We start from the raw sequence: 23,374 nt of genomic DNA, 5'->3' as shown, positions 1-23,374 counted from the left end.
TTTGGGGTATGTCTAAGTTCAGTCCACTTAATTGGCCGGTAGTCAGGCAGCTTCGCGCCGCTGACGCCTTTGCGCGCGATGTCAATACTCAGACTGGCAAGAGCCGTGAGCTGGAGGGCCGGATTGACAGTGCGGACCGGATGGTCAAGTCCGTGTGCCCCTACTGCGCGGTGGGCTGTTCCCAGCGCGTGTACGTCAAGGACGAGCGCGTCATTCAGGTGGAAGGTGACCCGGACTCACCAATCTCCCGTGGCAGGCTGTGCCCTAAGGGTTCCGCGTCCGAGCAGCTGATTAACTCCGCCACGCGGCTGACTAAGATTAAGTACCGCGCGCCGTATGCCACGGAGTGGACGGAGCTTGATACAGACACCGCCATGGAGATGATCACGGACCGTTTCCTGGCCTCGCGAAAGGCCAAATGGCAGGAGGTGGATGAATCCGGGCGACCGCTGCGCCGCACCATGGGCGTTGCGGGCCTGGGCGGGGCAACGTTGGACAATGAGGAAAATTACCTCATTAAGAAGCTGTTTACCGCCACGGGTGCTATACAGGTGGAAAATCAGGCGCGTATATGACACTCCGCCACCGTTCCCAGTTTGGGAACTTCGTTTGGCCGCGGCGGTGCCACCCAGCCGTTGCAGGATATGGCTAATGCTGACTTGATTGTCATCCAGGGCTCCAACATGGCTGAGTGCCACCCGGTGGGTTTCCAGTGGGTTGTGGAGGCGAAAAAGCGGGGCGCGCGGATAATCCACGTGGACCCCCGTTACACGCGTACCTCCGCTTCGGCCAACCGGCACATCGCCATTCGCGGCGGCACAGACATCGTGCTGTTTGGTGCGTTGATTAAGTACATGATTGACAATGACCTGTACTTCCACGATTACGTGGTCAACTACACCAACGCGGCCCATATCATCTCCCCGGACTTTAGGGACGCGGAGGACTTAGGTGGGCTGTTTTCTGGCTACAACCCGGAGACCGGCAAGTACGTCACGGATTCCTGGCAGTTTGTCCAGAAGCCGGAGGGCTCTTCCTGGAACGTGGAAAAAGACCCCACGCTACAGGACCCAAACTGCGTGTTCCAGGTGCTGCGCCGCCACTATTCCCGGTACACCCCGGAGATGGTGGAGGAGATGTGCGGTATCTCCCAGGAGGATTTTGAGTACCTGGCGCGTTCCGTTGCGGAGAACTCTAACCCCGAGCGCACCACGTGCTTTGCTTATGCTTTGGGCTTTACGCAGCACACCATGGGCGTGCAGTTCATCCGCAGCTTGGCTATCTTGCAGCTGCTGATGGGCAATATTGGCAGGCCCGGGTCCGGGATCATGGCCTTGCGCGGGCACGCTTCCATTCAGGGTTCCACGGATATTCCCACGCTGTTTAACTCCTTGCCGGGCTACCTGCCCATGCCGCACGTGCTCACGCAGACGTGGAAAGAGTACCTAGACTCCTTCCGCAAGGAAGATCAGAAGGGGTTCTGGCAAATTGGTGAAGCCTACGCGGTGTCGCTGATGAAGGCCTACTTCGGGGACGCCGCCCAGCCGGTTAACAACTGGGGTCTGGACCTGATGCCGCGCATCAACGGCTCACACTCCACCTACGAAACTCTCCTGGGGATGTTAGAAGGGGATGTGGAAGGCTACATTGTTTTCGGGCAAAACCCGGCGGTGGCGCAGTCCAACGGCGGGATGCAGCGTCGCGGACTGGCCGCCTTGAAATGGTTGGTAGTCCGGGACTTCCAAGAAATTGAGACCGCGTCTTTCTGGTATGACTCCCCGGAGGTTCGCAGTGGGGAGCTTAAGACCGAAGACATTGGCACCGAGGTATTCCTCATGCCGGCGGCCACCCATGTGGAAAAGGCCGGGACGTTTACCCAAACCCAGCGCATGTTGCAGTGGCGCTTCCAGGCGCTCAATCCGCCGGAGGACGCCACCAGTGAAGCCTGGTTCTTCTACGAGCTAGGCAAAAGGATTAAGGCCCGGCTAGCAGATTCTGATGACCCTCGCGACAAGCCTATTCAGGCAATGACGTGGGATTATGCGGTTGATGAGCACGGTGACCCGGACTCCGAGGACATCCTGCGGGAAATCAACGGCTACCACCTAGAAGGCCCCAAGAAGGGCCAGCTGCTATCTTCCTTCACGGAGATGAAGGCGGACGGTTCCACGATGGGCGGTTGCTGGATTTACACCGGCGTGTTCGCGGGTGGAATCAACCACGCGGCCACCAAGAAGCCCGGCTCTGCTGATGAGTGGGGCTGGGTGTGGCCGGCCAACCGGCGGATCTTGTACAACCGGGCATCGGCCAAGCCGGATGGCACCCCGTGGTCCGAGCGCAAGAAGTACATCTGGTGGGACGCAGAAGCCGGGCGGTGGACAGGTCAAGACGTTCCGGACTTCCCAGTGACAAAGGCCCCTGATTACAGGGCTAAAGTGGACGCGGTGGGTCCGGATTCCCTGGACGGGATTGACCCGTTTATCATGCAATCGGACGGAAAAGGATGGCTCTACGCGCCCGCAGGGCTATCCGACGGCCCGCTGCCCACTCACTACGAGCCGCATGAGTCCCCGGTGGAAAACCAGCTCTACAAGCAGCAACAGTCGCCTACGCGTCTGTCCATCAAGCGCCCGGACAACCTTTCCGCCCCCGCTCCGGGGGAACCGGGAGCGGACGTCTACCCGTTTACATTTTCTACTTACCGTTTGACGGAGATGTACACCTCCGGTGCCATGTCCAGGCGCCTGCCGTTTCTGGCGGAGCTGCAACCGGGGTTGTTCTGTGAGGTCTCCCGCGAGCTCGCACAGCTGCGCGGGTTAGAAAACGGGCAGTGGGCCACCATCATCTCCCCGCGCGGCGTGATCGAGGCCCAAGTCCTGGTGTCCGGGCGCATTGAGAAGCTGACCATCAACGGCAAAGACTTTCACCAGATTGGTATCCCGTACCACTACGGGGAGTCGGAAACCGCGCCCGTTGCCGGGGACGGCGTCAACGACCTGCTGGGATTGACCCTGGAACCCAACGTGTTCATCCAGAACTCCAAGGTCTCTGCTTGCGACATTATTCCGGGACGGCGCCCGCGCGGGCAAGCGCGCCTGGAGCTCATGCGCGAGTACCAACGGCGCGCGCAGCTGACCCTGGATTCGGGCAACAAGCTGCTTGACGTTGATGACTCTTTCACCCTGGCCCCGGAGCCGGGGGAGAGCGGGCAGGATAACACCGGCCAAGACAATACCGCCGGAAACGTGGCCGATTATGAGGGAAAGGAAGGCCAGTAGGATGTCGCTTCTAGAGCAAGACCAACGGCGTGGCTATGACTCCTTCCAGCGCATGGCATTTTTCACTGACACCTCAATCTGTATCGGGTGCAAGGCCTGCGAGGTCGCGTGCAAGGAATGGAACCGCAACCCGGTGGAAGGCTACGCCTTAAGCGGTGATTCCTATGACAACACCGGCTCGTTGGGGGCCAACACGTGGCGGCACGTGGCCTTTATCGAGCAGGACGAAACTCGCATTGACTCCGCGCGCGAGGAAGGCCGCCAGCTGGTATCCCTGGGTCTGCCGGGGCTTAAACCCCAGGACGCCCCGGCCGCAGAGGAAGACCTCACCCCGCCGGATACCGATGATTTCCGCTGGCTAATGTCTTCCGATGTGTGCAAGCACTGCACCAACGCCGGTTGCCTGGACGTGTGCCCCACCGGCGCTCTGTTTCGCACAGAGTTTGAGACCGTGGTGGTCCAGGATGACGTGTGCAACGGTTGCGGCACCTGTGTGGCCGGCTGCCCCTTCGGCGTTATTGACCGGCGCGATGACGGCGGCGTGACCATCAAGTCCGACCGTGATGGTGCCACCACCGCCGAGGTCGCGGCCGAGGGCCCCGACGCCCACGCCGGTATCAATGTCCTGGCCAAGCTCATGCAGCTGAAAAAGCAGGGCCCGGACCACGTGCCGGGGGAGAAGATGCCGATTAAAAACATTGGTATGGCCCAAAAGTGCACCATGTGTTACGACCGGCTGAAAATTGGCGAGCAGCCCGCCTGTTCCAAGGCCTGCCCCACCACCTCCATCGCTTTTGGCACTTACGAGGACATGCTCGCCCAAGCGCGCGAACGCGTGGCTCAGTTACACGCGCAAGGATTGACTGAGGCCCGCCTCTACGGCGCCAACCCCGACGACGGTGTGGGCGGTACCGGGTCCATCTTCTTGCTGCTGGATTCCCCGGAGGTCTACGGCCTGCCGCCGGACCCGCAGGTGCCCACTAAGGAACTGCCCCAGATGTTTAAGACTGCGGTCAAAGCCGTGGCCGGAATGGCCGGCGTCATGGCCGGTGCGTTCGTGATGACGGGAGGACGTCATGGCTGATAAATCATCCGATGAACTAGCCGGAGGAACGCCGGGAACTGGCGGCTACAACCCAGGCGAGTTTGACGAGTACCGGCCGCCACAGGAACCCCGCCGCCCGCGCCGGGGCGGGAAGAAGCGCAAGAAAAAGCGCTCTGGTCCGGGCAGCGGGATGGGGGCGGGTGCCATGGATGGGTCCAAAGAGGCCCGGATGGCCGAGGATTTTGAGTTCGCTGATTACTACGGCAAACCCGTGGTCAAGGCCCCGCCGTGGGAGTGGCCAATTGCCGCCTACCTGTTTTTAGGCGGCGTGTCCGGCGGCTCCGGAATGTTGGCGCTCGGCGCGCAGGCTACCGGCAACGCCGCCCTTTGTCGCACCACCCGTCTGGCCGCCTTTGGTGCGGCAGCGGCCGGGTCTGCCATGCTAATCCTTGACCTGGGGCGGCCCGAACGGTTGCTCAATATGTTCCGGGTGTTCAAAATTAGCTCGCCCATGTCGGTGGGGTCGTGGATTCTGGGCTCTTTCGGCGCGGTGTCCGGTGTGGCGGCAGCCGCTGAGCTAGTTGAGCTTGCTGAGCACACCCCGGTTCCGCAAAAGCTGCTCAAGCCGCTGCGTACACCAATGCGTATGGCGGCCGGGCCCGCCGGTGTCCTTGCCGGCGTGCTGGGTGGGCCGCTGGCTACCTACACCGCCGTGCTCCTGGGGGACACCTCCAACCCCACGTGGGCGGATACCCGGGAGTACCTGCCGTACGTGTTCGGGGCATCGGCGTCTTTGGCTTCTTCGGGGGTTGCCATGGTGACCACCCCGTTCGCTGACGCGGCCCCCGCGCGCCTGGTGGCTATGGCCGGCGCGGCCGTGGACCTGGCCGCGGCACGGAAGATGGAGGCGTCCATGGAACCGGAAACCGCGCGCCACCTGCACCACGGCACTCCTGGCAAGCTTATGAAGGCCTCGGAGTATTTGGTGGCAGCCGGCGGGGTGGGCACTGCGCTGGCGTGCGTGACCAAGTCCCGGAAAGTCTCCGTGCTGGCGGGCCTGGCCCTAGCGGCCGGCTCCGCGTGTACCCGATTTGGGGTATTTGAAGGCGGGCTGGCCTCCGCCAAGGACCCGCAGGCCGTCATTGGCCCGCAAAAGCGCCGCGCGGAGGCCCGCCGGAAGGCCGAGGGCCTGGATCACGACATCGTGACCGTGGGTTAGCCGGTGGTCTAGCGCACGGTGATGACCGCCGGCTGCGCTGTGTTGGTGAGCGCGGTGGTGCGGCCTATGACGGGGTAGCCCGGCAGCTCGCCTATTACTAGCAGTCCGCCGGAAGTCTGGGCGTCGGCCAAGAAGACTAGGTCCCCTTCGCTAAGGCCAGGGGCGTGGAGGTGCTCGCGCACCCACTCCAGGTTGCGCCTTGACCCACCGGGGACAAAGCCTTCGCGCAGTGCGGCCTTGGCGCCGGGGATTTCCGGCACGGCCGCAAAGTCCAGCTCAGCCGACACCCCGGAAGCCCGGCACATTTTGTAGAGGTGGCCCAAAAGTCCAAAACCGGTGACGTCCGTGGCGGCCCTAATGCCGGCCTTGACTGCCAGCATTGCCGCGTCCTTGTTCAAAGTGGTCATGGACTCCACGGCTTCCAGGCTGACCTCACCAGTGGCCTTGTGCTTGTTGTTGAAAATGCCCACGCCCAGGGGCTTGGTCAGCGTGATGGGCAGCCCGGGCTGGGCTTGGTCTATGCCCATGAGTTTGTCCGGGTGCGCGGTGCCGCTCACCGCCATGCCGTAGATGGGCTCCGGCGCGGTAATCGAGTGCCCGCCGGTGACCGAAATCCCGGCGGCGGTGGCCACGTCCATGCCGCCGCGGATGACCTCGCGCAAGATGTCTAGGCCAAGGACGTCCACGGGCCAGCCCACAATGTTGAGCGCCGTTACCGGCGTGCCGCCCATGGCGTAGACGTCGGATAGCGCGTTGGTGGCGGCCACCCGGCCCCAGTCATAGGGGTCATCGAGCATGGGGGTAAAGAAGTCCGTGGTGGAAATCAGTGCCAGGTCATCGCGGAGTGTGACTGCGGAGGCGTCATCACCGGCGTCCAGGCCCACCAGGACCTCGGGTCCAGCGGTGCCCACGAGCCCGGCCACGGCGGTTTCCAGTTGGCCGGCGGGGATCTTGCACGCGCAGCCGCCACCAGCGGCAAAGGAAGTAAGCCTAGTCATTTGCCCCATGTTACTCCGCGAAAGTACTGTGCTCAGTGGAGACGTATGTGTCCTGGTGGGCGCCCCGGTCTTCAAAACCGGTGAAGCCAAGTACCTTGGTTTGGCAGGTTCGATTCCTGTCCGTCTCCGCCAAAAAGTGTACGGGGCACTAAACTTGGTGCCCATGAATGACAACCCCCGCCGCCGTATTCCCCGAACTGACTTGTTGCTGGCCTTGCCGGAGGTTCGGGTGGCTTTAGGCCGGGTGAGTAAAGCGCGTGTGCGGGAAGCCGTGGATGAGGTCTTGCGGCGTGCGCGGGCAGGCGAGCTGGCCCCGGAGGCCGTGGAAGGCGCGGTTGTCGACGCCGTGGGGAGGCTGGAAGTGTCCTCGCTGCACCCGGTCATCAATGCCACTGGCGTGATTGTTCACACCAATTTGGGCCGCGCGCCGCTGAGCCCCGCGGCCACGCGCGCCATGGTCGACGCCGCAGGCTACACGGATGTGGAGCTGGACTTAGGGACCGGGCGGCGCTCCGCTTACCGTGGAGCGGGTGTTATCACCGCATTGCTAGAGGCGTGCCCCGCCGCGCAGGACGCGCTGGTGGTAAACAACGGCGCGGCCGCGCTGTTGCTGGCCTGCGCGGCGCTGGCTGAAGACCGCGAGGTGCTCATCTCCCGGGGTGAGCTTATTGAGATTGGCGCGGGGTTTCGGCTCCCGGAGCTCATCGAGTCCGCGCGCGTGACCCTCAAGGAGGTGGGCGCTACCAACCGGACCCACTTGCAGGACTATCAGCAGGCGCTGGGAGACAACACCGGTGCGGTAGTGAAGGTCCACCCGTCGAACTACCTGATTTCGGGGTTCACCGCGGCCGTGGGCACCGCGGAGCTAGCCGGCCTGGGGGTGCCGCTCATCGTGGACCTAGGATCCGGGCTGCTAGCACCGGAGCCTAAGCTGCCGGAAGAGCCGGATATTGCCGCCCAGCTGCGCGCCGGCGCGGACGTGGTCATTGCTAGCGGGGACAAGCTGCTGGGCGGGCCACAAGCCGGTATCCTGCTGGGCACAGGTGAGGCAATAGCCAAACTCAAGAGCCATCCCTTGGCCCGGGCGGTGCGCATGGACAAAGTGCGCCTGGCGGCGTTGGAAGCCACGGTGGCCTCCGGGGAGAACCTGGTGCGCAGCGCGCTCTACGCGGATACCCACGCCCGCACGCAGGCCCTGGCACACGCCACCGGCGGGCAGCTCGTGGAGCACTCCGGCCGCGTAGGCGGGGGCGGGGCCCCGGAGTACCCGCTGCCCGGGTTCGCGGCGGCCTACCCGGAAGGCTTGGCTGCCAAGCTGCGCCAACACGGGGTGTTAGCGCGCGTGAAAGACTCCCGCTGCTTAGTTGACCTGCGCTGCGTGCCTGCCGCCCGGGACGCCTGGCTCACTGGGCTGATAAGAAAGCTGGTGTAGGGCGCGTGTACGTCATAGCTACCGCCGGCCACGTGGACCACGGAAAATCCACTTTGGTCAGGGCGCTGACAGGTATTGACCCGGACCGGCTGGAAGAAGAAAAACGCCGCGGGCTCACCATTGACTTGGGTTTTGCGTGGACCACGTTGCCGTCTGGCGAAGATTTGGCGTTCGTGGACGTGCCCGGGCATGAGCGTTTCTTGGGAAACATGCTAGCTGGGGTGGGGCCGGCACCCATGGCGCTACTGGTGGTGGCAGCCGATGAAGGCTGGCAGGCCCAGACCAGTGACCACGTGGCGGCCATCGACGCTCTGGGGCTTGCCGGGGTGGTGGCGCTCACCCGCGCGGATAAGCCGTGGGCCGAGGGCGTAGAGGATGACGTGCGCCGCCGCCTGGTGGGCACCTCCCTAGAAAACGCGCCTGTGGTTCCAGTTGCCGCCCCCACGGGTCAGGGTCTGGATGAGCTGCGCGAGGTCCTCGACCGCGTTGTGGCAAGCGCACCGCGCCCGGACCCGGCAGCCCGCGTGCGGTTGTGGATAGACCGCGCGTTTAGCGTCACAGGGGCTGGAACCGTGGTCACTGGGACTTTGACGGCCGGTACCCTCCGGGTGGGTGACAAGCTCACGCTGGGGGATGAAACCGTGGAGGTGCGCGGGCTGCAGAGCGAGAACGTGGCACGAGAAGAAATCGGGCCGGTGTCCCGCGTGGCGGTGAACCTGCGGGGCGTGGAGGTAGGCCAGGTAAGCCGCGGGGATTGCCTGTTAACACCCCATGCCTGGCCGCAGGTCAGCGCGGTTGACGCCCGTGTGCCAGTAGAAACCCCGGACAGTACTGTGGCGCATATTGGCACCGCCAGCATCCCGGTAAGAATCCGCCGGCTGGGCGGGGAATTCGCCCGCCTTCACTTTGCGCGCCGGGTGGCGCTGGCAGTGGGCGAGCGCCTGGTGCTGCGCGGAACGGGCTCACGCCACGTGCTGGGGTGTGCCCAAGTAGTGGACCTCGACCCAGTGGAGTTGCGGCGCCGGGGTGACGCGGCGCGCCGGGCGCAAGAGTTAGCCGAAGGCAGGCTGCGCCATATCGAGCGGCGCGGGGCACTTAATGCCAGCGCGGCCGCACTGTTGGGAATCGACAAGCCGGACGGCGCTGTGGAATTTGCGGGTTGGTGGGTCCATCCTCCAGCGCTGGTGACATGGAAAGAGCAACTGTTAGCGGCGGTGGACTCCTTGGGACCCCTGGAAGCGGGCCTGCCCCGGGCGGCAGCCGCGGCGCAACTGCCGGCACCGGAACTCCTGCCGGTGGTAGTTGCAGCGGCACAGCTGGAAGATAGTAACGGGGTAATTAGCCGCCCGGGCCCGCGGGCAGATTTGGGGCCGGCCGAAGATGCGGTGGCAAGTCTGGAGGCCGGCTGGCGGCAAGCCCCCTTCCGGGCACCGGAAGCGGGGGAGCTGGAAAGGCTGGGTCTGGGTACCAAGGAATTAGCTGCGGCGCAGCGCGCCGGGCGTCTGCTGCGGATCGGCGGGGTAGTGCTGCCGCCGCAGGCAGAGGATCTGGCGCGGGCCCGGCTGCGGGAGATAGCTCATCCGTTTAGCCTGTCAGCGGCGCGCCAGGCACTGGGGACCACGCGGCGCGTAGCGGTTCCGCTGCTGGAACACCTAGATGCGCGCGGGGTTACCCGGCGCGTGGACGGGAACTTGCGGCGCTTGCTCTAGGCGCCGGGTACCGCGGGGAGGGGGAGTAAGGACGTGTTCTGCAAGAACCGAGGAAACAACGGTGACCTCCCAATCGGAGTGTTGCGCTACCTCCGGAAGCGGCGGCTGCGCGCAGGGCAACGGTGGGGGCGGGGCTACGTAGAGTTGTTGGTTATCCGCAGGCAAGTCCAGCGCGAGCTGGCCGCCGGCCGAATACGCGCGGGCGCTGACCTTCAGACCCTTGGTGGCCGCCTGTTCAAGAACGTGTGCTACGTGGGCCGGAGGGTGGAAGATACCGATGCTGTTGCCGTCTATCTTGGCGTGAAACCCGGTCCCGTGCGCGCTTACCTCGCAGATAAACTGCCTAGTGCCTAGGGCGTCCAAGACGTCAAGGTTTAAGGCCGGGTGCAAGATAACTGGAAAACCAGAGTTGAATAGCAGGGAGCCCGGAAGAGGGTTGTTGACGGGGATCTGCCACGGTGCCAGGCCAAGAAAGACGGCGATTTCTAGTGCGTTGTCTACGATCTCGATAGTTGCCTTGGTGTAGGCCACCATATGAGCCCGGCGCAGGCGCTCTAGCTGCGGGTAGTCGGCGGACTCGGCGCTGTCTAGCCAGCCCAGGTAGCCGTGGTCGCAGCGTACCCGCCAGCCGCGGTGCAGGTTATCGGCTTCCAACACGACGTCCAGCCAGAGCGGTTTACTTCCCAACCCGGGGATGCTCAACGCTGTGGAGGAGACTAGATTTTCCAAGATAGCTACGTATTCAACGCCAAGGTAGCTTCCGGGCAGCGGGTAGTGTTGCATGCGCGCTTAGTCCTAGTGCGCGCGTGCGCCGCGCTGCGTTGACTTAACAAATTCCACGACACTGACCACCACAGCCCCCAAGATGAAACCGAAGGCCATGGAAAAGACGGTGTCGATGGTCCAGGCCACTGCGCCGTTATCCACAACGTGCGAAAGATGGTGGATGAAATCGTGGGGCTGGTTGGCGCCGAACTCATGCAGGCCGGCAATGACAATGTGGCCACCGACCCAGAGCATGGCGGCGGTGCCCACGATGGTAAGTCCCTTGAGCACCTTGGGCATGCCCTTGACCAGGGCCTCTCCCAGCTTGGATTTGCCTTTGCTGCGCTTGAGCAGGCTCAAGCCAATATCGTCCATCTTGACCAACAGGCCCACCGCGCCGTAGACGCCCACGGTGATAAAGATTGCCACCACGATGAGGGTTGCTAGGCGCATCCAGAAGCTCTCATCGATGATGGAGTTGAGCGAAATCACCATGATTTCCGCGCTGAGAATAAGATCGGTGGTAATCGCGGAGGAGACTAGTTTGTCCTCAGCTTCCTTGCCGCTGACCGTGGCTGGTGCCTTTTCCTCGTGGGTATCGTGGGGGAGGAAGCGGTGCAAAATCTTATGAGCGCCCTCGTAGCACAGGAAGGTGCCGCCGCACATCAAAATGGGGGTCAGCGCCCACGGGGCGATGGCGCTAAGGATCATCGCGATGGGCAAGATGATGGCCAGCTTGTTAATCAAAGAGCCCTTGGTGATCCGCCAAATCATGGGCAGCTCGCGCGCGGGTTTGACGCCGGCTACGTACTGCGGGGTAACCGCGGCGTCGTCGATGACCACGCCGGCTGCGCGCGCGGACGTCTTGCCGGCCAAAGCCGCCACGTCATCAACGTTGGAGGCTGCGGCGCGGGCAATGAGGGCTACGTCGTCTAACAGGGCAATGAGGCCACCGGCCATGATTTATATTCCTTCGGGCGAAAAGTTTACGGATTCAGCCCATTCTAGGGCCATGCCCAATGAGTCTAGCCATGCCATGACGTTGTCGTCGTGTCGGGTGATGCCCTCCACCGCGCGCAGGGTGGCATCTATCGCATATTCCACGAATTCGGCTTCCAGTAGGCCCTCGGTGGCTGCTTTAGATAGCTCGTCGGTGTCTTCGACATCTACGGGCCTTCCCGTGGTGGACAGGAGATCCACGTAGAGGTCACGGGTTTCCCACAGGCCGTCTTGGGCAGATATTTGCACCACGTCTATGTAGAAGTCCTGGTATTCATTGTCCCCGGAGCGGACGTGGAACTTGTTTACCCGCAGGCCCAGCGTGGGCAGGAGCCAGGACTCTAGGTAGCCAAAGCGCGGGTGGGTAGCTCCGCGGGCCATGTAGAGGCCAAAATCTGTTTCGCGGAAGGTCTCCACGGGCCGTTCGTAGCCTTTGGGGTCAACGTTTATCCCGCGGGGGACAGAAAAAGTTTCCACCTTGGGCGCGTGCATCTTAACGAACCTCCATGATAAGCGCGGTGGGCGCGTAGGCGCAGTGAGCCTCCTGCGTGTTGACGGCACCGCTTAAGATGGCCACGACGGTGCCGGGGCCGGTGGCTGCGCGTCCGGAGACGGTGGTGGGGCCGTCTGGATTAATGCCGTGGTAAAACAGCGGGGTCGTGCCGCTGGTGAAGTTGGAGATGTTGAACCACTGGACGTTCATCTCGCCTTGCTGTGGTGCGGCGGCGGCAGTGCCTAGGGCGGTGAATAGGAACGCTACCTCGCCGGGGCCGGCTCCGGGCGCGGGGATTTCGGTGGGCCCTGCCACTGCGATTCCGGAGCCCACGGAGTCTAGTTGGCCGCCAATACAGTTGGCGGAGACGGTTGGCCAAGCGAACTGGTTGATGATGGGGCCGCCCTCAATCAGCGGGGGCCCGCCGGCTTGACCGGTTCCGGCGGTAAATTCCAGCGCCGTGAGGATGGCGTTGCGCAGCTCCTCGGGAATCCACGGGGAAAGCGCGAAGGCGCGGACTTGCTCCTGGGTTGCCGGGGTGGGCCGGCCAAATTCGTCGAGCGGGGAGGCCGGGCCGCCGGCACCGAGCGAGCTTAAGGTGCTGAGGAAATCCGGAGCCTGAGCTACAGCGCTAGTGGGCCCAGGGATAAGACCCATGCCCAATGCACAAGCCAGGGCTGATGCCGTTAGGCGTGCGTGGGTGCGGGAGGGGGAGTTTTTCACAGCGGACGTCCTTTGAGAAATGACAGGAGAGGCGGAAATGGCGGGGATAATTATTGTCACAATACTACCATTAATAACTACTGCAACATTAGTTACATTTTGGGCTAAGTCAAGCCCCGGGGTCCGGGGCTTGCGAAAGTGCCCAATGCTGCACCCGAGCCAAGTTGGGGGTATTGTATTAGACCGTTCAATATCGCGCCTAAAATTAGTGGGCTTTCGGAGCCCAAGGTTAGATCCGCGCGAACCCTAAATTTCAAGGAGTATTTCTTTCGTGACCACTACTGAGTTCCGCAACGTTGCCATTGTCGCCCACGTTGACCACGGTAAAACCACCCTCGTCAACGGCATGCTGGAGCAGTCTGGCGCATTCGGTGACCATGGCGAACACACGGACCGCGTCATGGACTCCAACGACCAGGAGCGCGAGCGTGGAATTACCATTCTTGCTAAAAACACCGCGGTTATCCGTAAGGGCAAGGGCAAAGACGGCGGAGATTTGATCATCAACGTCATTGACACCCCTGGCCACGCCGACTTTGGCGGTGAAGTAGAGCGCGGTATCTCCATGGTTGACGGAGTGGTGCTGCTAGTAGATGCCTCGGAAGGCCCGCTGCCCCAGACCCGCTTCGTGTTGACCAAAGCGCTAGAGGCCAAGCTTCCCGTTATCATCTGCGTGAATAAAACTGACCGCCCTGACGCGCGTATCGAAGAAGTTGTCTCCGAGTCCCATGACTTGCTGCTAGAAATCGCTTCCGTGCTCGAGGACCCAGAGGCATCGGAAGCAGCAGAAACCTTGCTTGACCTGCCAGTGATCTATGCCTCCGGCCGCGCGGGCAAGGCCTCTACGGAAAACCCGGGTGACGCCAATGAGCCAGACGCCGAGGACCTACAGGCACTGTTCGACGTTATCTACGACGTGCTTCCTGAGCCCTCTGCAAAGATTGATGCCCCGCTCCAGGCACACGTAGCCAACCTTGACTCCTCCGACTTCCTGGGGCGTATTGCGTTGCTGCGTATCTACTCCGGCAAGATTAAAAAGGGCCAGCAGGTCGCATGGATTTCCTGGGACGAAGATGGCAACGAGGTTGTCAAAAACGTCAAGGTCGCCGAGCTGCTGCGTACCGTTGGCTTTGAGCGTCAACCTGACACCGAGGCCATCGCCGGAGACATCATCGCTATTTCCGGTATCCCTCAGATTATGATTGGCGACACCATCGCGGACGTAGAGCACCCCGTAGCGCTGCCGCAGATCCACGTCGATGAGCCGGCTATCTCCATGACTATCGGCGTGAATACCTCGCCCATGGCCGGCCAGGGCGGTGGCGATAAACTCACCGCTCGCGTGGTTAAATCCCGTCTGGATCAGGAGCTCATTGGTAACGTTTCCATCCGCATCCTGCCTACCGAGCGTCCCGACGCCTGGGAAGTACAGGGCCGTGGTGAGATGGCGCTTTCCGTGCTCATTGAGAACATGCGCCGTGAAGGCTTCGAGCTTACGGTTGGCAAGCCACAGGTTGTTACCCAGGTTATTGACGGCAAGGTCCACGAGCCATACGAGCTTTTGACCATTGACACCCCCTCGGAATACCAGGGCGCTATTACCCAGCTATTGGCTGCCCGCAAGGGTCAGATGCAGTCCATGGACGTGCGTGAAAGCAACTGGGTACGCATGATTTTCCGTGTTCCTGCCCGTGGCCTGATTGGTTTCCGCACACAGTTTATGACCGAAACCCGTGGTGCCGGTATTGCCAACTCCATCGGGGACGGCTTGGACGTGTGGGCAGGCGACATCAAGTCCCGCGCCACCGGCTCCCTAGTTGCCGACCGTACCGGACAGATTACCGCCTACGCTTTGCAGCAGCTATCCGACCGCGGTGACTTCTTCGTGGAGCCAGGCGACGAGGCCTATGAGGGCATGGTCGTAGGTGCTAACAACCGCGACGAGGACATGGATATCAACATCACTCGTGAGAAGAAGCTGACCAACATGCGCTCGGCTAACGCTGACGCTACCGTGACTTTGTCCAAGGCCCGCAAGCTGTCCTTGGAAGAGGCGCTGGAATTCTGTGGTAACGACGAGTGCGTTGAGGTTGCTCCCAACGCGCTGCGCGTGCGCAAGGTGGCATTGTCCGCCAACGACCGCAAGCGTGCGGCCTCCCGCGCCAAGCAGCTACACAAATAAGTTCGCACCCGCCGGTGGGGTTTTACCGGTGGCGTGATTGGGTCCGTTGATTTCTTGCAGAAATTAACGGACCTTCACACTTTCCGCGCCCGATTGCTAAGCTTTTGGATCATAAAAAGCCACGTATCCACAAGGAGCCTTGTCGTGCCCGCTGTGAAAAAAGTTTGTGCCGCCTGGTTGGCTACATTCACCTTAAGTTCCTGTGTGGCCCAACCCGGCCCCCCGCCGGTGGTCGAAGACAAAGGCCCCACCACAGCTATGGGGTCTTCTGCCCCCACGTCAGCGCCCACCGCAACCACGCCGACGCCGGTCGCTGACGATGTCAGGCCCCTCACGCGTCCGCAGCGATTGGAAGTCAGCGTGGGCGTTGACCACATGGAAACCGGGTTCAATCCGCATCTAGAGGCGAATAACACCCAGATTGTGCACGATATCGCGGGGTTGGTGCTGCCCTCGGCTTTTAGGGGGAATTCGATTGATACGAACGTCCTCGAAGACGCCCGCGTGGTAGAAGCTCCCGAGGGCGTAGCCTTGCGTATTCGCTACACCATCGCGCGGGCGGCGCAATGGTCGGACGGCACACCGATTACCGGTGCGGACTTTGCCTACCTCTGGCGGGGGATGACTAGTACCGCGGGCGTAGAAGATCCGGCTGGATACCTGGCCATCGACGACATCAACACCTCGGCCGGGGGGCAGGTGGTCACAGTTGACTTCAATACCCACGTGGAACGGTGGGATTTGCTCTTCCAGAACCTTCTGCCCTCCCATTTATTGGGGGAGGTGGACTTTGGTACAGCCTTGAGGGACGGTATCCCCGCTTCCGGCGGAAGGTTCCTGCTCAACAACGTGGACAGAGCCCGCGGTGTCATTACGCTAAACAGGAACGACAGATTCTGGGGCAAAGACCCCGCAAAAGTAGATATTGTCACCTTGCAGGAGGTAGGAAACCTCACTCAGGCTATGGGAATGCTGCGCTCGGGGCAGGTGGGGTTCGTGGACATTGTCCCGGAGCAGACTACCCAGGAGGCGTTGGAGCTGCTTCCCGAGGCCCAGGTGGACATGGTCTCCAAACCCCGGCAGCTACGGGTTAAACTGCTGTTGAGCAACCGCCAGGCGCGCGCTGAGATGGCAGGGGCGTTAGACGTTGACCAAGTAGCCCGGCTAGCCACCGGGCGCGCTAGCGCACTGGCCGTGCCCTACGGCGGGCAGCTCTTCGCTCCGCAGGGCACCGGGCTGCTTAGCCTTCAAGGCCGGCCCCTGGTCATTGGGGTGGATCCGGTGGATGAGACCGCTGCTATGGCCGCAGACGTCATCGCGGATCAGTTGAGGGTACAGGGTATTGAAGCGGTCGTGGAACGCCAACGCCTAGAAACTATTGAGACTGAGCTCATCCCGGCCCGCAGGGTAGACGCCGTGGTCACGTGGGAGAGCACTGAGGTAACCCCGTTTGCCGTGGCAGATCTTTTCCTGTGCGAGGAGAAATTCAACCGCAGGTGGTGCCCGGACAACGCTCAGGACATTATGGCGGACATCCTCTCCGGTCGGATTTCACCCGAGGAGGCGCTCGATATAATCCGGGGCTTTAACCGCGAGGAAGCGCTGTACGTGCCTTTGCTGGACGAAACCCGCGTACACGTCCTAGGTCGCGGGATCTTGGGCGCTAGCGATAGCGTTGTAGATTGGGGTAAAGGTCTGGGGGCAGCCGCCTCGTGGGAGCCAGATAAGCAAGCGAAAGTTGAGAAATAATATGCCGGATTTGAACGGTTACCGGGTGGTGGCGGTACACGCGCACCCAGACGATGAAGCACTTTTTACCGGCGGAACTTTGGCGGATATGGCGCGCCGCGGCGCGGAGGTCACCGTTATCACCCTCACCTTGGGCGATGAGGGGGAAGTCATAGGCGGCACCTACGGCAACTTGGTGCCTGCAGGGCTGTTGGGGGGCTTGCGGGCGCGGGAGTTGGAAGACTCCGCCCGCGCACTGGGCGTGGCCGTGGAGATGCTGGGGGGAGCGGGTTTCTTCCGCGACTCCGGCATGGTGGGCTCCCCGGCGCACGATGACCCCCGCGCGCTGGTCAACCGGCAAGATGAGGCCGCGCGTTTGCTGCGCACCCGCCTTGCGTGCCTCCGCCCGCACATCGTGCTGACTTACGGCCCGGACGGCGGCTACGGCCACCCGGACCACGTGGCTGCGCACCGCATCACCCACGCGGCGGCAGCGCCCGAACAACGCGTGTGGTGGGCCATTTTCGACCGCGAGTCCCACCGCGCTGGCCTGGAGGCAGTGATGGCTCCCCGGGGCTGGCAGAAGCCGGACGAAGCCTATTTTGCCAACTTCACTACCGCCGGCGCGGCGGTTACTTATCCGCTAGATGACGCCAGCCTGGCTGCAAAGAAGGCCGCCATGGCCGCGCACCCCACGCAAATTTGGCTTGCCGATGCCACCGTGTCTGTCACCAACCCCCGCGCCGCCGTAGCAGGCGTGACCGACCCGGGCGTGGTGGCGGGCGCTTACGCCTTGTCCAATCTCTTGGTCATGCCTTTGCTGCGTGCGGAGCACTACCAGGCGGGCGCGAACTGCCCGCCGCAGGCAACCGGTCTTTTAGACGGTCTGCGTCCGTGACAGGGGAGAAGATAACGGCGCTGGTGTGGCTTAGCCTGGGCGCGGTGATGTCTTTGTTGCTGGAAGTAATTTATCTGCGCGCGCGCCTGCCTCTTGGCGGTGGACATACGGTGGCCTTTCCCATTACCATTGCGGTGGCTTTTGCATTTAATATGGTTTTGACTAAAACTGCGCGCTTGTGGTCTTCGCACCCGGCGATTGGTGCGGTCCCGCTTTCGGTGTGGACAGTTGGCTTCTGCGGATTCTTCCTCGCCGGTGACCTGGGGTCAGTCCAAGCGCTAGGAGCAAGCGCGTGGGCGGCCGGTTTATTCATGGCCGGGATCTTGGGGGGCGTGTGGCCATTTTTTAGTGAGAAGTGACATACTAGACCAGTTCAACAGGTAGTAAAGACGGAAGAGGCATTTACCCCATGACTTATACGATTGCGCAGCCTTGTGTTGACGTAATGGACCGCGCCTGCGTTGAAGAATGCCCCGTGGATTGCATCTACGAGGGCAAGCGTTCTTTGTACATTCACCCGGACGAGTGCGTGGACTGCGGAGCCTGCGAGCCCGCCTGTCCGGTAGAGGCCATCTTCTACGAGGATGACGTGCCCGATGAGTGGATAGATTACAACGACGCCAACGCGGCTTTCTTTGACGATCTTGGCTCGCCCGGCGGTGCCGCGGCAGTCGGACCGCAGGATTTTGACCACCCGATGATTGCCGCCCTGCCCCCACAAAACCAGGAGTAGTAAAACATTATGACCCGCACGCCGCTTGGCAACACCTTGCCGGATTTTCCTTGGAACTCCTTGGCCGCCGCTAAGGAAAAAGCCGCCGCTCATCCCGGTGGCATAGTGGATCTTTCTGTGGGAAACCCGGTGGATTTGGTGGCCCCCGGCGTGCAGCTAGCCCTAGCTGAGGCCGCCTCCGCGCCGGGCTATCCCACCACCGCCGGCACGCCCGCGCTGCAGGAGGCGATTGCCGCTTCGCTGCGCCGGCGCTATGGCATGGAACCGGGAGCCGTCCTCCCCGTGGTAGGCACCAAGGAGGCCATCGCCTGGCTGCCCACCCTCCTGGGGTTGCGCGGGCGAAAGATTGTCATTCCGGAGGTCGCCTATCCTACTTATGAGGTCGGCGCGCTCATCGCCGGGGCCACCCCGGTGCGCCACGATGACCCCGCAGATTTTGGCAACGCCTCCTTGGCCTTTATCAATTCCCCGTCCAACCCCACTGGTCGGGTGTGGGGAGTGGAGCACCTGCGCAAGGTGGTCGCGTGGGCACGCGCCAACAACGCCATCGTTGCATCGGACGAATGCTACCTAGGGCTGGGCTGGGATGATGACAACCCGCCGGTATCCATCTTGGACCCCCGCGTCTCTGACGGTGATAACACCGGGCTTATTGCCATGCACTCGCTATCCAAGTCCGCCAACATGGCCTCGTACCGGGCTGGTTTCTTTGCCGGTGACCCGGAACTGATTGGGGAGTTGTTGGAAATCCGCAAGCACGCGGGGCTCATGGTTCCCGGTCCGGTGCAGGCGGCCATGGTGGCGGCCTTGGAAGATGATGACTCTGAGTTGCTGCAGCGCCAACGCTACGCCGTGCGCCGCGCCAAGCTCATCCGCGCGCTTAACCACGCCGGCTTTCAGATAGAGCACTCCGAGGCCGGGCTTTACCTGTGGGCCACCCGGGGCGAAGACTGCCGTGCCACCGTTGACTGGCTGGCCCAGCGCGGTATCTTGGTGGCGCCAGGGGACTTCTACGGCCCGGCCGGGCTAAAGTATATCCGGATGGGTCTTAACGGCTCTGACGAACGCGTGGACGCCGCTGTAGCCCGCCTTGCCTCCTAAGCGTTCCCCCCTCCCTGCGCGGGAAGGCATACCGCCCCGCAAAATCATGCTTAGCGGGCTGGTACCCGACTCACCGGAGTACTTCGCCGGACGGGCGGGGGACTCCCCGTTTTCCTTCGGCGCGCGGATTCCCGCCGGTATGTTCTTGGCCAAGCCGGTACTGGCGTGGTTTCACCCGGAGGTCCCACCGGAAAAACCCATCCCCTTCACTCACCGGGTAATTTTTGCGGACCACCACCTACTGGTGGTGGACAAGCCTCATTTCTTGCCCACTACGTCCAACGGCCGGCTGGTGCGCGAGACCCTGCAGACCCGGGTGGCCAGTCAAGGCGCTGTGCCTTTGCACCGCCTGGACCGGCTGACCGCCGGGGTGGTGGTGTGTTCAGTTAACCCGGATACCCGCGCGGCCTACCAACAGCTCTTTGCCGCCCGCGCCGTGGAAAAGACTTACCAGGCCACGCTCACCGCGCCACTGGAAATCACAGATACCGTACGGCTGGGGATGCGAAAGGCCAAGGGCACCCGGCAGGTCAGCGTTGACCCCAACGGCACGCTCACCGAAACCCACGTCCATGCCCGCGGCGTGGCGGCCACCTTCCGCCCCGTGACCGGGCACACCCATCAACTGCGCGTGCTTGCTAACTATCTGGGAGCGCCGATAGTGGGAGATGATACCTACCCGGTGGACAAGGGACTAGACCTTTACGACTTCTCCGCACCCCTACAGCTGCTGGCCAGCCGCGTGGAGTTTGTGGATCCGCTGTCCGGGAAACTCCGGCAATTTTCCTCCCTGAGCACTTTGGGGACTAAGCTATAACAGTTAACCGTTACCCGCATATGGAGATCACATGAGCCGTTTGAGTACCAATATGGGCCAGTTCGTGAAATTCGGACTGGTGGGCGGTTCCGGCACTCTGGTAAACCTGGCGGTTGCAGTCTTGTGCAAGAAGCTAGCCTGGTGGACCGCGCAGATTTCGGAACAAGATCCCGTGTTGAACCTCTTTGGCACTGCCTTCCACATTCGGTGGTACCACGTTTTTGTTACCATCGCTTTCGTAGTGGCCAACATCTGGAACTACCAGCTCAATCGCATGTGGACTTTCAGGTCTGTGAATAAAGTTTCCTGGCTGCGGGGTTTCTTACCGTTCCTGCTCACTGGTATCGGCGCGTTGATGGTCAGCCTAATTACCATGACGTTGCTGATGAACCCCGAGTCCCCCGTGGGCCTTCCCAGCGATATTTTTGACAACAGCACTGGGCTACGCACCAAGTTCTACTGGGCCAACGCTGTCTCCATTGTGGTTGCCATGCCGCTGAACTTTGTTATCAACAAACTGTGGGCGTTTCGCACCTCCCCGGCCACTCCAGCCTCCCCGACCTCACCGGCCACCCCGGACACCCAGCCTGGGGTACCGGAGTAGACGCTGGATTAGGCGGCGCAGTCTCCGGTTGCTCAACTCACGCCACAGCAAGCGCGGACTGGCCCGCTAAGCGCAAAAACCGGCAACTCCGGGCACCCCATACGGCGGGGCACCCGGAGTCAGTGAATCACCGTAATACGGCTGGCAGCTAGGCTGCAGGTGGGGCCTCACGGCGCGGCAGCGGCAGGCGTGAGGTAGGGGAAATCCCGCGCATCCGGGCGTTGATGGTTCCGGCCACAACCAAAACAGCAAAGATCATGGCTGCGGAAAATAGCTGGACGCGGGCGGAGGCGTCGGTAAGCATCAGTATGGCAATTCCCGCGAAGATGGCCAGCGCAAACCAGGTGAGGTAGGGAAAAGCCCACATTCGCACCGGTAGTTGGTGAGTCTTTTCAAGCTCTGGGCGCAGCCGCAGCTGGGATACCGCGATGAACACCCAAACAATGAGCAGGGAGCCGCCGGCGGCGTTGAGCATAAAGCCCAGCAACCAGCCCGTGTTGAGGTAGTTGAGCACCACCATGAGGGTGGAAAGCCCCACGGATAGAGCGATGGCGGTGGTTGGCACCCCGGCGTCATTGGTGCGGGCAAAAAGCTTTGGTGCCTCCTTGCGGGTGGCCAGGGAGTGCATCATGCGCGAAGAGGCGTAAATCTGTGCGTTAAATGCCGACAACAGCGCGAGTACGATGATGACCTCCATAAAGACCGCCGCCCCCGGAATACCGGCGCGCTCTAGGACCATGGTGAAGGGGGATTCGGCTGCGGAGGACGCGCCGCCCACGGATGAGTAGGGCAGCAGGAAGGTGATGACCAGGACGGAGCCCAGATAAAAGATGGAGATACGGGTAATGGTGGAGCGAACGGCGTTGACCAGGGATTTTTCCGGGTCGTCGGATTCTGCGGCGGCAATGGCCACGACCTCGATACCGCCAAAGGCGAAGGCCACGGCCAGCAGGCCGGCCGCTACTCCGCCTATCCCATTGGGCATGAATCCATCTTCGAGAAATACCGAGGCCCCCACAAAGGGGTGTCCCGGCAACAATCCGAAGACTAGCAGGGCTCCGATGATGAGGAATCCGATGAGGACCAGGACTTTGATGGCGGCAAACCAGTATTCGAATTCGCCGAAGATCCGGACGTGGAGGAGGTTGACCACCCCGAAGAAGGCCACGCATATGGCCGCCGGTATCCAGGGGGCCACGCCAAACCAGGCGCCAATGAAGCTGGCCGCACCGGTGATTTCGGCACCCAGAACCGCCACGGTGGCTAGCCAGTAAATCCAGCCTTGGGTAAATCCCGCCCAGCGGCCTATGCCGTGCTCGGCGTATTCGGAGAAGGATCCGGACGCGGGGATGACCGTGCCCATTTCGCCCAGCATCTGCATGACCAGGATGGCTAGGCCGCCGGCGATGAGGTAGGCGAGCAGTACGGCGGGGCCTGCGGCAGAAATGCCCACGCCGGTACCGAGGAAGAGCCCGGCTCCGATGGTGGAGCCCAGGCCCATCATAGTGAGGTGTCTGACTTTAAGGCCGCTGCCAAGCGCGGCGGGAGAGGTTTGTGGTTTCACCTCTTTAACAATAGTTTCCGCACCCCGGCCATTGGCCGGTGGGGTCTAGTTTTTGTGCAGGTGTTCGTTAAGGCACACGGCTGCGGAGTCCCACTCAACGGCCTCGACAGCCCCGGTGACGGAGTTGCGGCGCAGTAGCACCCCGGACGCGCCGGAGATGGCGGAGGCCTTGACGGGGGTGCCACTTTCCACACCGGCGGCTGCGGCCACGGAGCCGTGGCAAACAATTTTGGTGCCGGCGGTGACGTACAGGCCGGCCTCGACTACGCAATCGTTGCCCAAGGAGATGCCCACGCCGGAGTTGGCGCCTAGCAGGCAGCGCTGGCCAATGGAGATGGTTTCTTTGCCGCCGCCGGATAGGGTGCCCATGATGGAGGCGCCGCCGCCAATGTCGGAGCCGTCTCCCACCACGACTCCTGCGGAGATACGTCCTTCAACCATGGAGGCGCCCAGTGTGCCGGCGTTGAAATTGACGAAGCCTTCGTGCATGACGGTGGTGCCTTCAGCCAGGTGGGCACCTAGGCGGACGCGGTCTGCGTCACCGATGCGCACGCCGGTGGGGACCACATAGTCAACCATGCGGGGGAACTTGTCTACGGAGTAGACCACTACCGGGCCGCGGGAGGCCAGGCGTCCGCGGGTCATCTGGAAATCGGCTACCGCGCAGGGGCCGTAGTTGGTCCACACGACGTTGGCTAGTAGGCCAAAGATTCCGTCCATGTTGAGACCGTGGGGTTTGACCGCGCGGTGGGACAGCAGGTGCAGGCGCAGGTAGGCGTCGTAGGCGTCCACGGGGGCGGCGTCTAGGTCCGCAATTACCGTTTCCACGGCCACGCGGGCTACGCCGCGTTCTTCATCTGGGCCCACCAGGTTGGCAAATTGTTGGGGGGTTTCTTCCAAGCGGGTGGTGCCCGCTGGGCCAGCGGCCTTGTCCAGGTGAACGGCGGGGTACCAAGCGTCAAGGATGGTGCCGTCGTGGGTGATGGTGGCTAGTCCGCGCGCGGAAGCAGTTGTCATAACAGGTGTCGCCTTCGTTGGTGGGTACGTGTGAACATACGTTACTCTATACTAAAATTTAAGTAATTT

The 23,374-nt window shown here is 62.3% G+C and carries 20 protein-coding genes and 1 tRNA gene; 14 read left to right on the top strand and 7 right to left on the bottom strand.

Going from position 1 to position 23,374, the window contains the following annotated elements; genetic code table 11:
* Positions 1–8: 8 nt before the first annotated feature.
* The 3 genes from fdnG to nrfD are packed head-to-tail and all read left to right on the top strand — an operon-like array spanning position 9 to position 5,542.
* The gene (gene fdnG, locus F4V58_RS07485) at positions 9–3,278 is read left to right on the top strand and encodes a formate dehydrogenase-N subunit alpha (RefSeq protein ID WP_245802964.1); all 3,270 of its coding nucleotides are present in this window, start codon (positions 9–11) and stop codon (positions 3,276–3,278) included.
* A 1-nt stretch (position 3,279) separates the two neighbouring features.
* A complete protein-coding gene (locus F4V58_RS07480) occupies positions 3,280–4,362 on the top strand; it encodes a 4Fe-4S dicluster domain-containing protein (protein WP_075734749.1) in 1,083 nt (360 codons plus the stop codon).
* Positions 4,355–5,542, top strand: coding sequence for an NrfD/PsrC family molybdoenzyme membrane anchor subunit (nrfD, locus tag F4V58_RS07475; protein ID WP_084559726.1), 1,188 nt, complete (start codon positions 4,355–4,357; stop codon positions 5,540–5,542). The genes F4V58_RS07480 and nrfD overlap by 8 nt, the downstream gene beginning before the upstream one ends.
* An 8-nt stretch (positions 5,543–5,550) precedes the next feature.
* On the opposite strand, the gene selD is transcribed toward nrfD, so the two are convergent.
* Entirely contained in the window at positions 5,551–6,549 is a 999-nt protein-coding gene (gene selD / locus F4V58_RS07470; protein WP_425429744.1) for a selenide, water dikinase SelD, read from the bottom strand.
* A gap of 28 nt (positions 6,550–6,577) precedes the next feature.
* On the opposite strand from selD, the gene F4V58_RS07465 reads away from it, so the two are divergent.
* The 3 genes from F4V58_RS07465 to selB all read left to right on the top strand — a co-directional run bounded on the left by F4V58_RS07465 (position 6,578) and on the right by selB (position 9,681).
* A tRNA-Sec gene (locus tag F4V58_RS07465) sits at positions 6,578–6,672 on the top strand.
* Positions 6,673–6,703: 31 nt separating this feature from the next.
* The gene (selA, locus tag F4V58_RS07460) at positions 6,704–7,972 is read left to right on the top strand and encodes an L-seryl-tRNA(Sec) selenium transferase (RefSeq protein WP_075734745.1); all 1,269 of its coding nucleotides are present in this window, start codon (positions 6,704–6,706) and stop codon (positions 7,970–7,972) included.
* A gap of 5 nt (positions 7,973–7,977) precedes the next feature.
* Positions 7,978–9,681: a selenocysteine-specific translation elongation factor gene (gene selB, locus F4V58_RS07455; RefSeq protein ID WP_075734743.1), complete on the top strand. Its 1,704-nt coding sequence runs from the start codon at positions 7,978–7,980 to the stop codon at positions 9,679–9,681.
* Here selB and F4V58_RS07450 read toward each other — a convergent pair.
* Genes F4V58_RS07450 through F4V58_RS07435 form a run of 4 tightly spaced genes read right to left on the bottom strand, consistent with a single transcriptional unit; the run spans position 9,625 to position 12,661 of the window.
* The gene (locus F4V58_RS07450) at positions 9,625–10,464 is read right to left on the bottom strand and encodes a hypothetical protein (RefSeq protein ID WP_075734741.1); all 840 of its coding nucleotides are present in this window, start codon (positions 10,462–10,464) and stop codon (positions 9,625–9,627) included. The genes selB and F4V58_RS07450 overlap by 57 nt on opposite strands.
* Positions 10,465–10,476: 12 nt before the next feature.
* Positions 10,477–11,406 carry a DUF808 domain-containing protein gene (locus F4V58_RS07445; protein ID WP_075734739.1) on the bottom strand — a complete coding sequence of 310 codons (930 nt, stop codon included), beginning with the start codon at positions 11,404–11,406 and terminating at the stop codon, positions 10,477–10,479.
* 3 nt (positions 11,407–11,409) lie between these two features.
* Entirely contained in the window at positions 11,410–11,937 is a 528-nt protein-coding gene (locus F4V58_RS07440) for a ribonuclease FAU-1 family protein (protein WP_075734737.1), read from the bottom strand.
* A gap of 1 nt (position 11,938) precedes the next feature.
* Positions 11,939–12,661, bottom strand: a complete 723-nt coding sequence (locus F4V58_RS07435; protein ID WP_075734735.1) for an Rv1157c family protein — start codon at positions 12,659–12,661, stop codon at positions 11,939–11,941.
* 271 nt (positions 12,662–12,932) lie between these two features.
* Between F4V58_RS07435 and typA the strand changes: the two genes are divergently transcribed.
* The 8 genes from typA (at position 12,933) to F4V58_RS07395 (ending at position 20,724) form a co-directional block, all read left to right on the top strand.
* Complete coding sequence (gene typA / locus F4V58_RS07430) at positions 12,933–14,843, top strand: translational GTPase TypA (protein ID WP_075734733.1); 1,911 nt, start codon at positions 12,933–12,935, stop codon at positions 14,841–14,843.
* 204 nt (positions 14,844–15,047) lie between these two features.
* Positions 15,048–16,592 (top strand): ABC transporter family substrate-binding protein, encoded by a 1,545-nt coding sequence (locus tag F4V58_RS07425; RefSeq protein WP_245802963.1) that lies wholly within the window; start codon positions 15,048–15,050, stop codon positions 16,590–16,592.
* Position 16,593: 1 nt separating this feature from the next.
* Positions 16,594–17,469 carry a PIG-L family deacetylase gene (locus F4V58_RS07420; RefSeq protein WP_075734729.1) on the top strand — a complete coding sequence of 292 codons (876 nt, stop codon included), beginning with the start codon at positions 16,594–16,596 and terminating at the stop codon, positions 17,467–17,469.
* Complete coding sequence (locus F4V58_RS07415) at positions 17,466–17,828, top strand: hypothetical protein (protein WP_150385743.1); 363 nt, start codon at positions 17,466–17,468, stop codon at positions 17,826–17,828. The genes F4V58_RS07420 and F4V58_RS07415 overlap by 4 nt, the downstream gene beginning before the upstream one ends.
* Before the next feature lie 50 nt (positions 17,829–17,878).
* Positions 17,879–18,202, top strand: a complete 324-nt coding sequence (fdxA, locus tag F4V58_RS07410; protein WP_075734727.1) for a ferredoxin — start codon at positions 17,879–17,881, stop codon at positions 18,200–18,202.
* 9 nt (positions 18,203–18,211) lie between these two features.
* Positions 18,212–19,303, top strand: a complete 1,092-nt coding sequence (gene dapC, locus F4V58_RS07405; RefSeq protein WP_075734725.1) for a succinyldiaminopimelate transaminase — start codon at positions 18,212–18,214, stop codon at positions 19,301–19,303.
* Between the two features lie 46 nt (positions 19,304–19,349).
* Positions 19,350–20,120: a pseudouridine synthase gene (locus F4V58_RS07400; protein WP_075734723.1), complete on the top strand. Its 771-nt coding sequence runs from the start codon at positions 19,350–19,352 to the stop codon at positions 20,118–20,120.
* Between the two features lie 31 nt (positions 20,121–20,151).
* Entirely contained in the window at positions 20,152–20,724 is a 573-nt protein-coding gene (locus F4V58_RS07395; protein ID WP_075734721.1) for a GtrA family protein, read from the top strand.
* Positions 20,725–20,872: 148 nt separating this feature from the next.
* Here the strand turns inward: F4V58_RS07395 and F4V58_RS07390 are convergent, their stop codons facing one another.
* Both F4V58_RS07390 and dapD read right to left on the bottom strand, forming a co-directional pair.
* Complete coding sequence (locus tag F4V58_RS07390; RefSeq protein ID WP_084559725.1) at positions 20,873–22,228, bottom strand: amino acid permease; 1,356 nt, start codon at positions 22,226–22,228, stop codon at positions 20,873–20,875.
* A gap of 105 nt (positions 22,229–22,333) precedes the next feature.
* Positions 22,334–23,305, bottom strand: a complete 972-nt coding sequence (gene dapD / locus F4V58_RS07385) for a 2,3,4,5-tetrahydropyridine-2,6-dicarboxylate N-succinyltransferase (protein ID WP_075734717.1) — start codon at positions 23,303–23,305, stop codon at positions 22,334–22,336.
* Positions 23,306–23,374 lie beyond the last annotated feature (69 nt).

The sequence above is a fragment of the Corynebacterium phocae genome (genome assembly GCF_008693075.1).
Taxonomy (GTDB): domain Bacteria; phylum Actinomycetota; class Actinomycetes; order Mycobacteriales; family Mycobacteriaceae; genus Corynebacterium; species Corynebacterium phocae.
Note: the sequence above shows the minus strand (reverse complement) of the source record. Positions and strands in the feature narration are given on the sequence as shown.

Excerpts from the sequence above, each read along its gene's own strand:
- F4V58_RS07480 (WP_075734749.1), top strand. The coding sequence starts at position 3,280 with ATGTCGCTTCTAGAGCAAGACCAACGGCGTGGCTATGACTCCTTCCAG.
- nrfD (WP_084559726.1), top strand. The coding sequence starts at position 4,355 with ATGGCTGATAAATCATCCGATGAACTAGCCGGAGGAACGCCGGGAACT.
- selD (WP_425429744.1), bottom strand. The coding sequence starts at position 6,549 with ATGGGGCAAATGACTAGGCTTACTTCCTTTGCCGCTGGTGGCGGCTGC.
- selA (WP_075734745.1), top strand. The coding sequence starts at position 6,704 with ATGAATGACAACCCCCGCCGCCGTATTCCCCGAACTGACTTGTTGCTG.
- F4V58_RS07450 (WP_075734741.1), bottom strand. The coding sequence starts at position 10,464 with ATGCAACACTACCCGCTGCCCGGAAGCTACCTTGGCGTTGAATACGTA.
- F4V58_RS07445 (WP_075734739.1), bottom strand. The coding sequence starts at position 11,406 with ATGGCCGGTGGCCTCATTGCCCTGTTAGACGACGTAGCCCTCATTGCC.
- F4V58_RS07440 (WP_075734737.1), bottom strand. The coding sequence starts at position 11,937 with ATGCACGCGCCCAAGGTGGAAACTTTTTCTGTCCCCCGCGGGATAAAC.
- F4V58_RS07420 (WP_075734729.1), top strand. The coding sequence starts at position 16,594 with ATGCCGGATTTGAACGGTTACCGGGTGGTGGCGGTACACGCGCACCCA.
- fdxA (WP_075734727.1), top strand. The coding sequence starts at position 17,879 with ATGACTTATACGATTGCGCAGCCTTGTGTTGACGTAATGGACCGCGCC.
- dapC (WP_075734725.1), top strand. The coding sequence starts at position 18,212 with ATGACCCGCACGCCGCTTGGCAACACCTTGCCGGATTTTCCTTGGAAC.
- F4V58_RS07400 (WP_075734723.1), top strand. The coding sequence starts at position 19,350 with ATGCTTAGCGGGCTGGTACCCGACTCACCGGAGTACTTCGCCGGACGG.
- F4V58_RS07395 (WP_075734721.1), top strand. The coding sequence starts at position 20,152 with ATGAGCCGTTTGAGTACCAATATGGGCCAGTTCGTGAAATTCGGACTG.
- F4V58_RS07390 (WP_084559725.1), bottom strand. The coding sequence starts at position 22,228 with ATGATGGGCCTGGGCTCCACCATCGGAGCCGGGCTCTTCCTCGGTACC.
- dapD (WP_075734717.1), bottom strand. The coding sequence starts at position 23,305 with ATGACAACTGCTTCCGCGCGCGGACTAGCCACCATCACCCACGACGGC.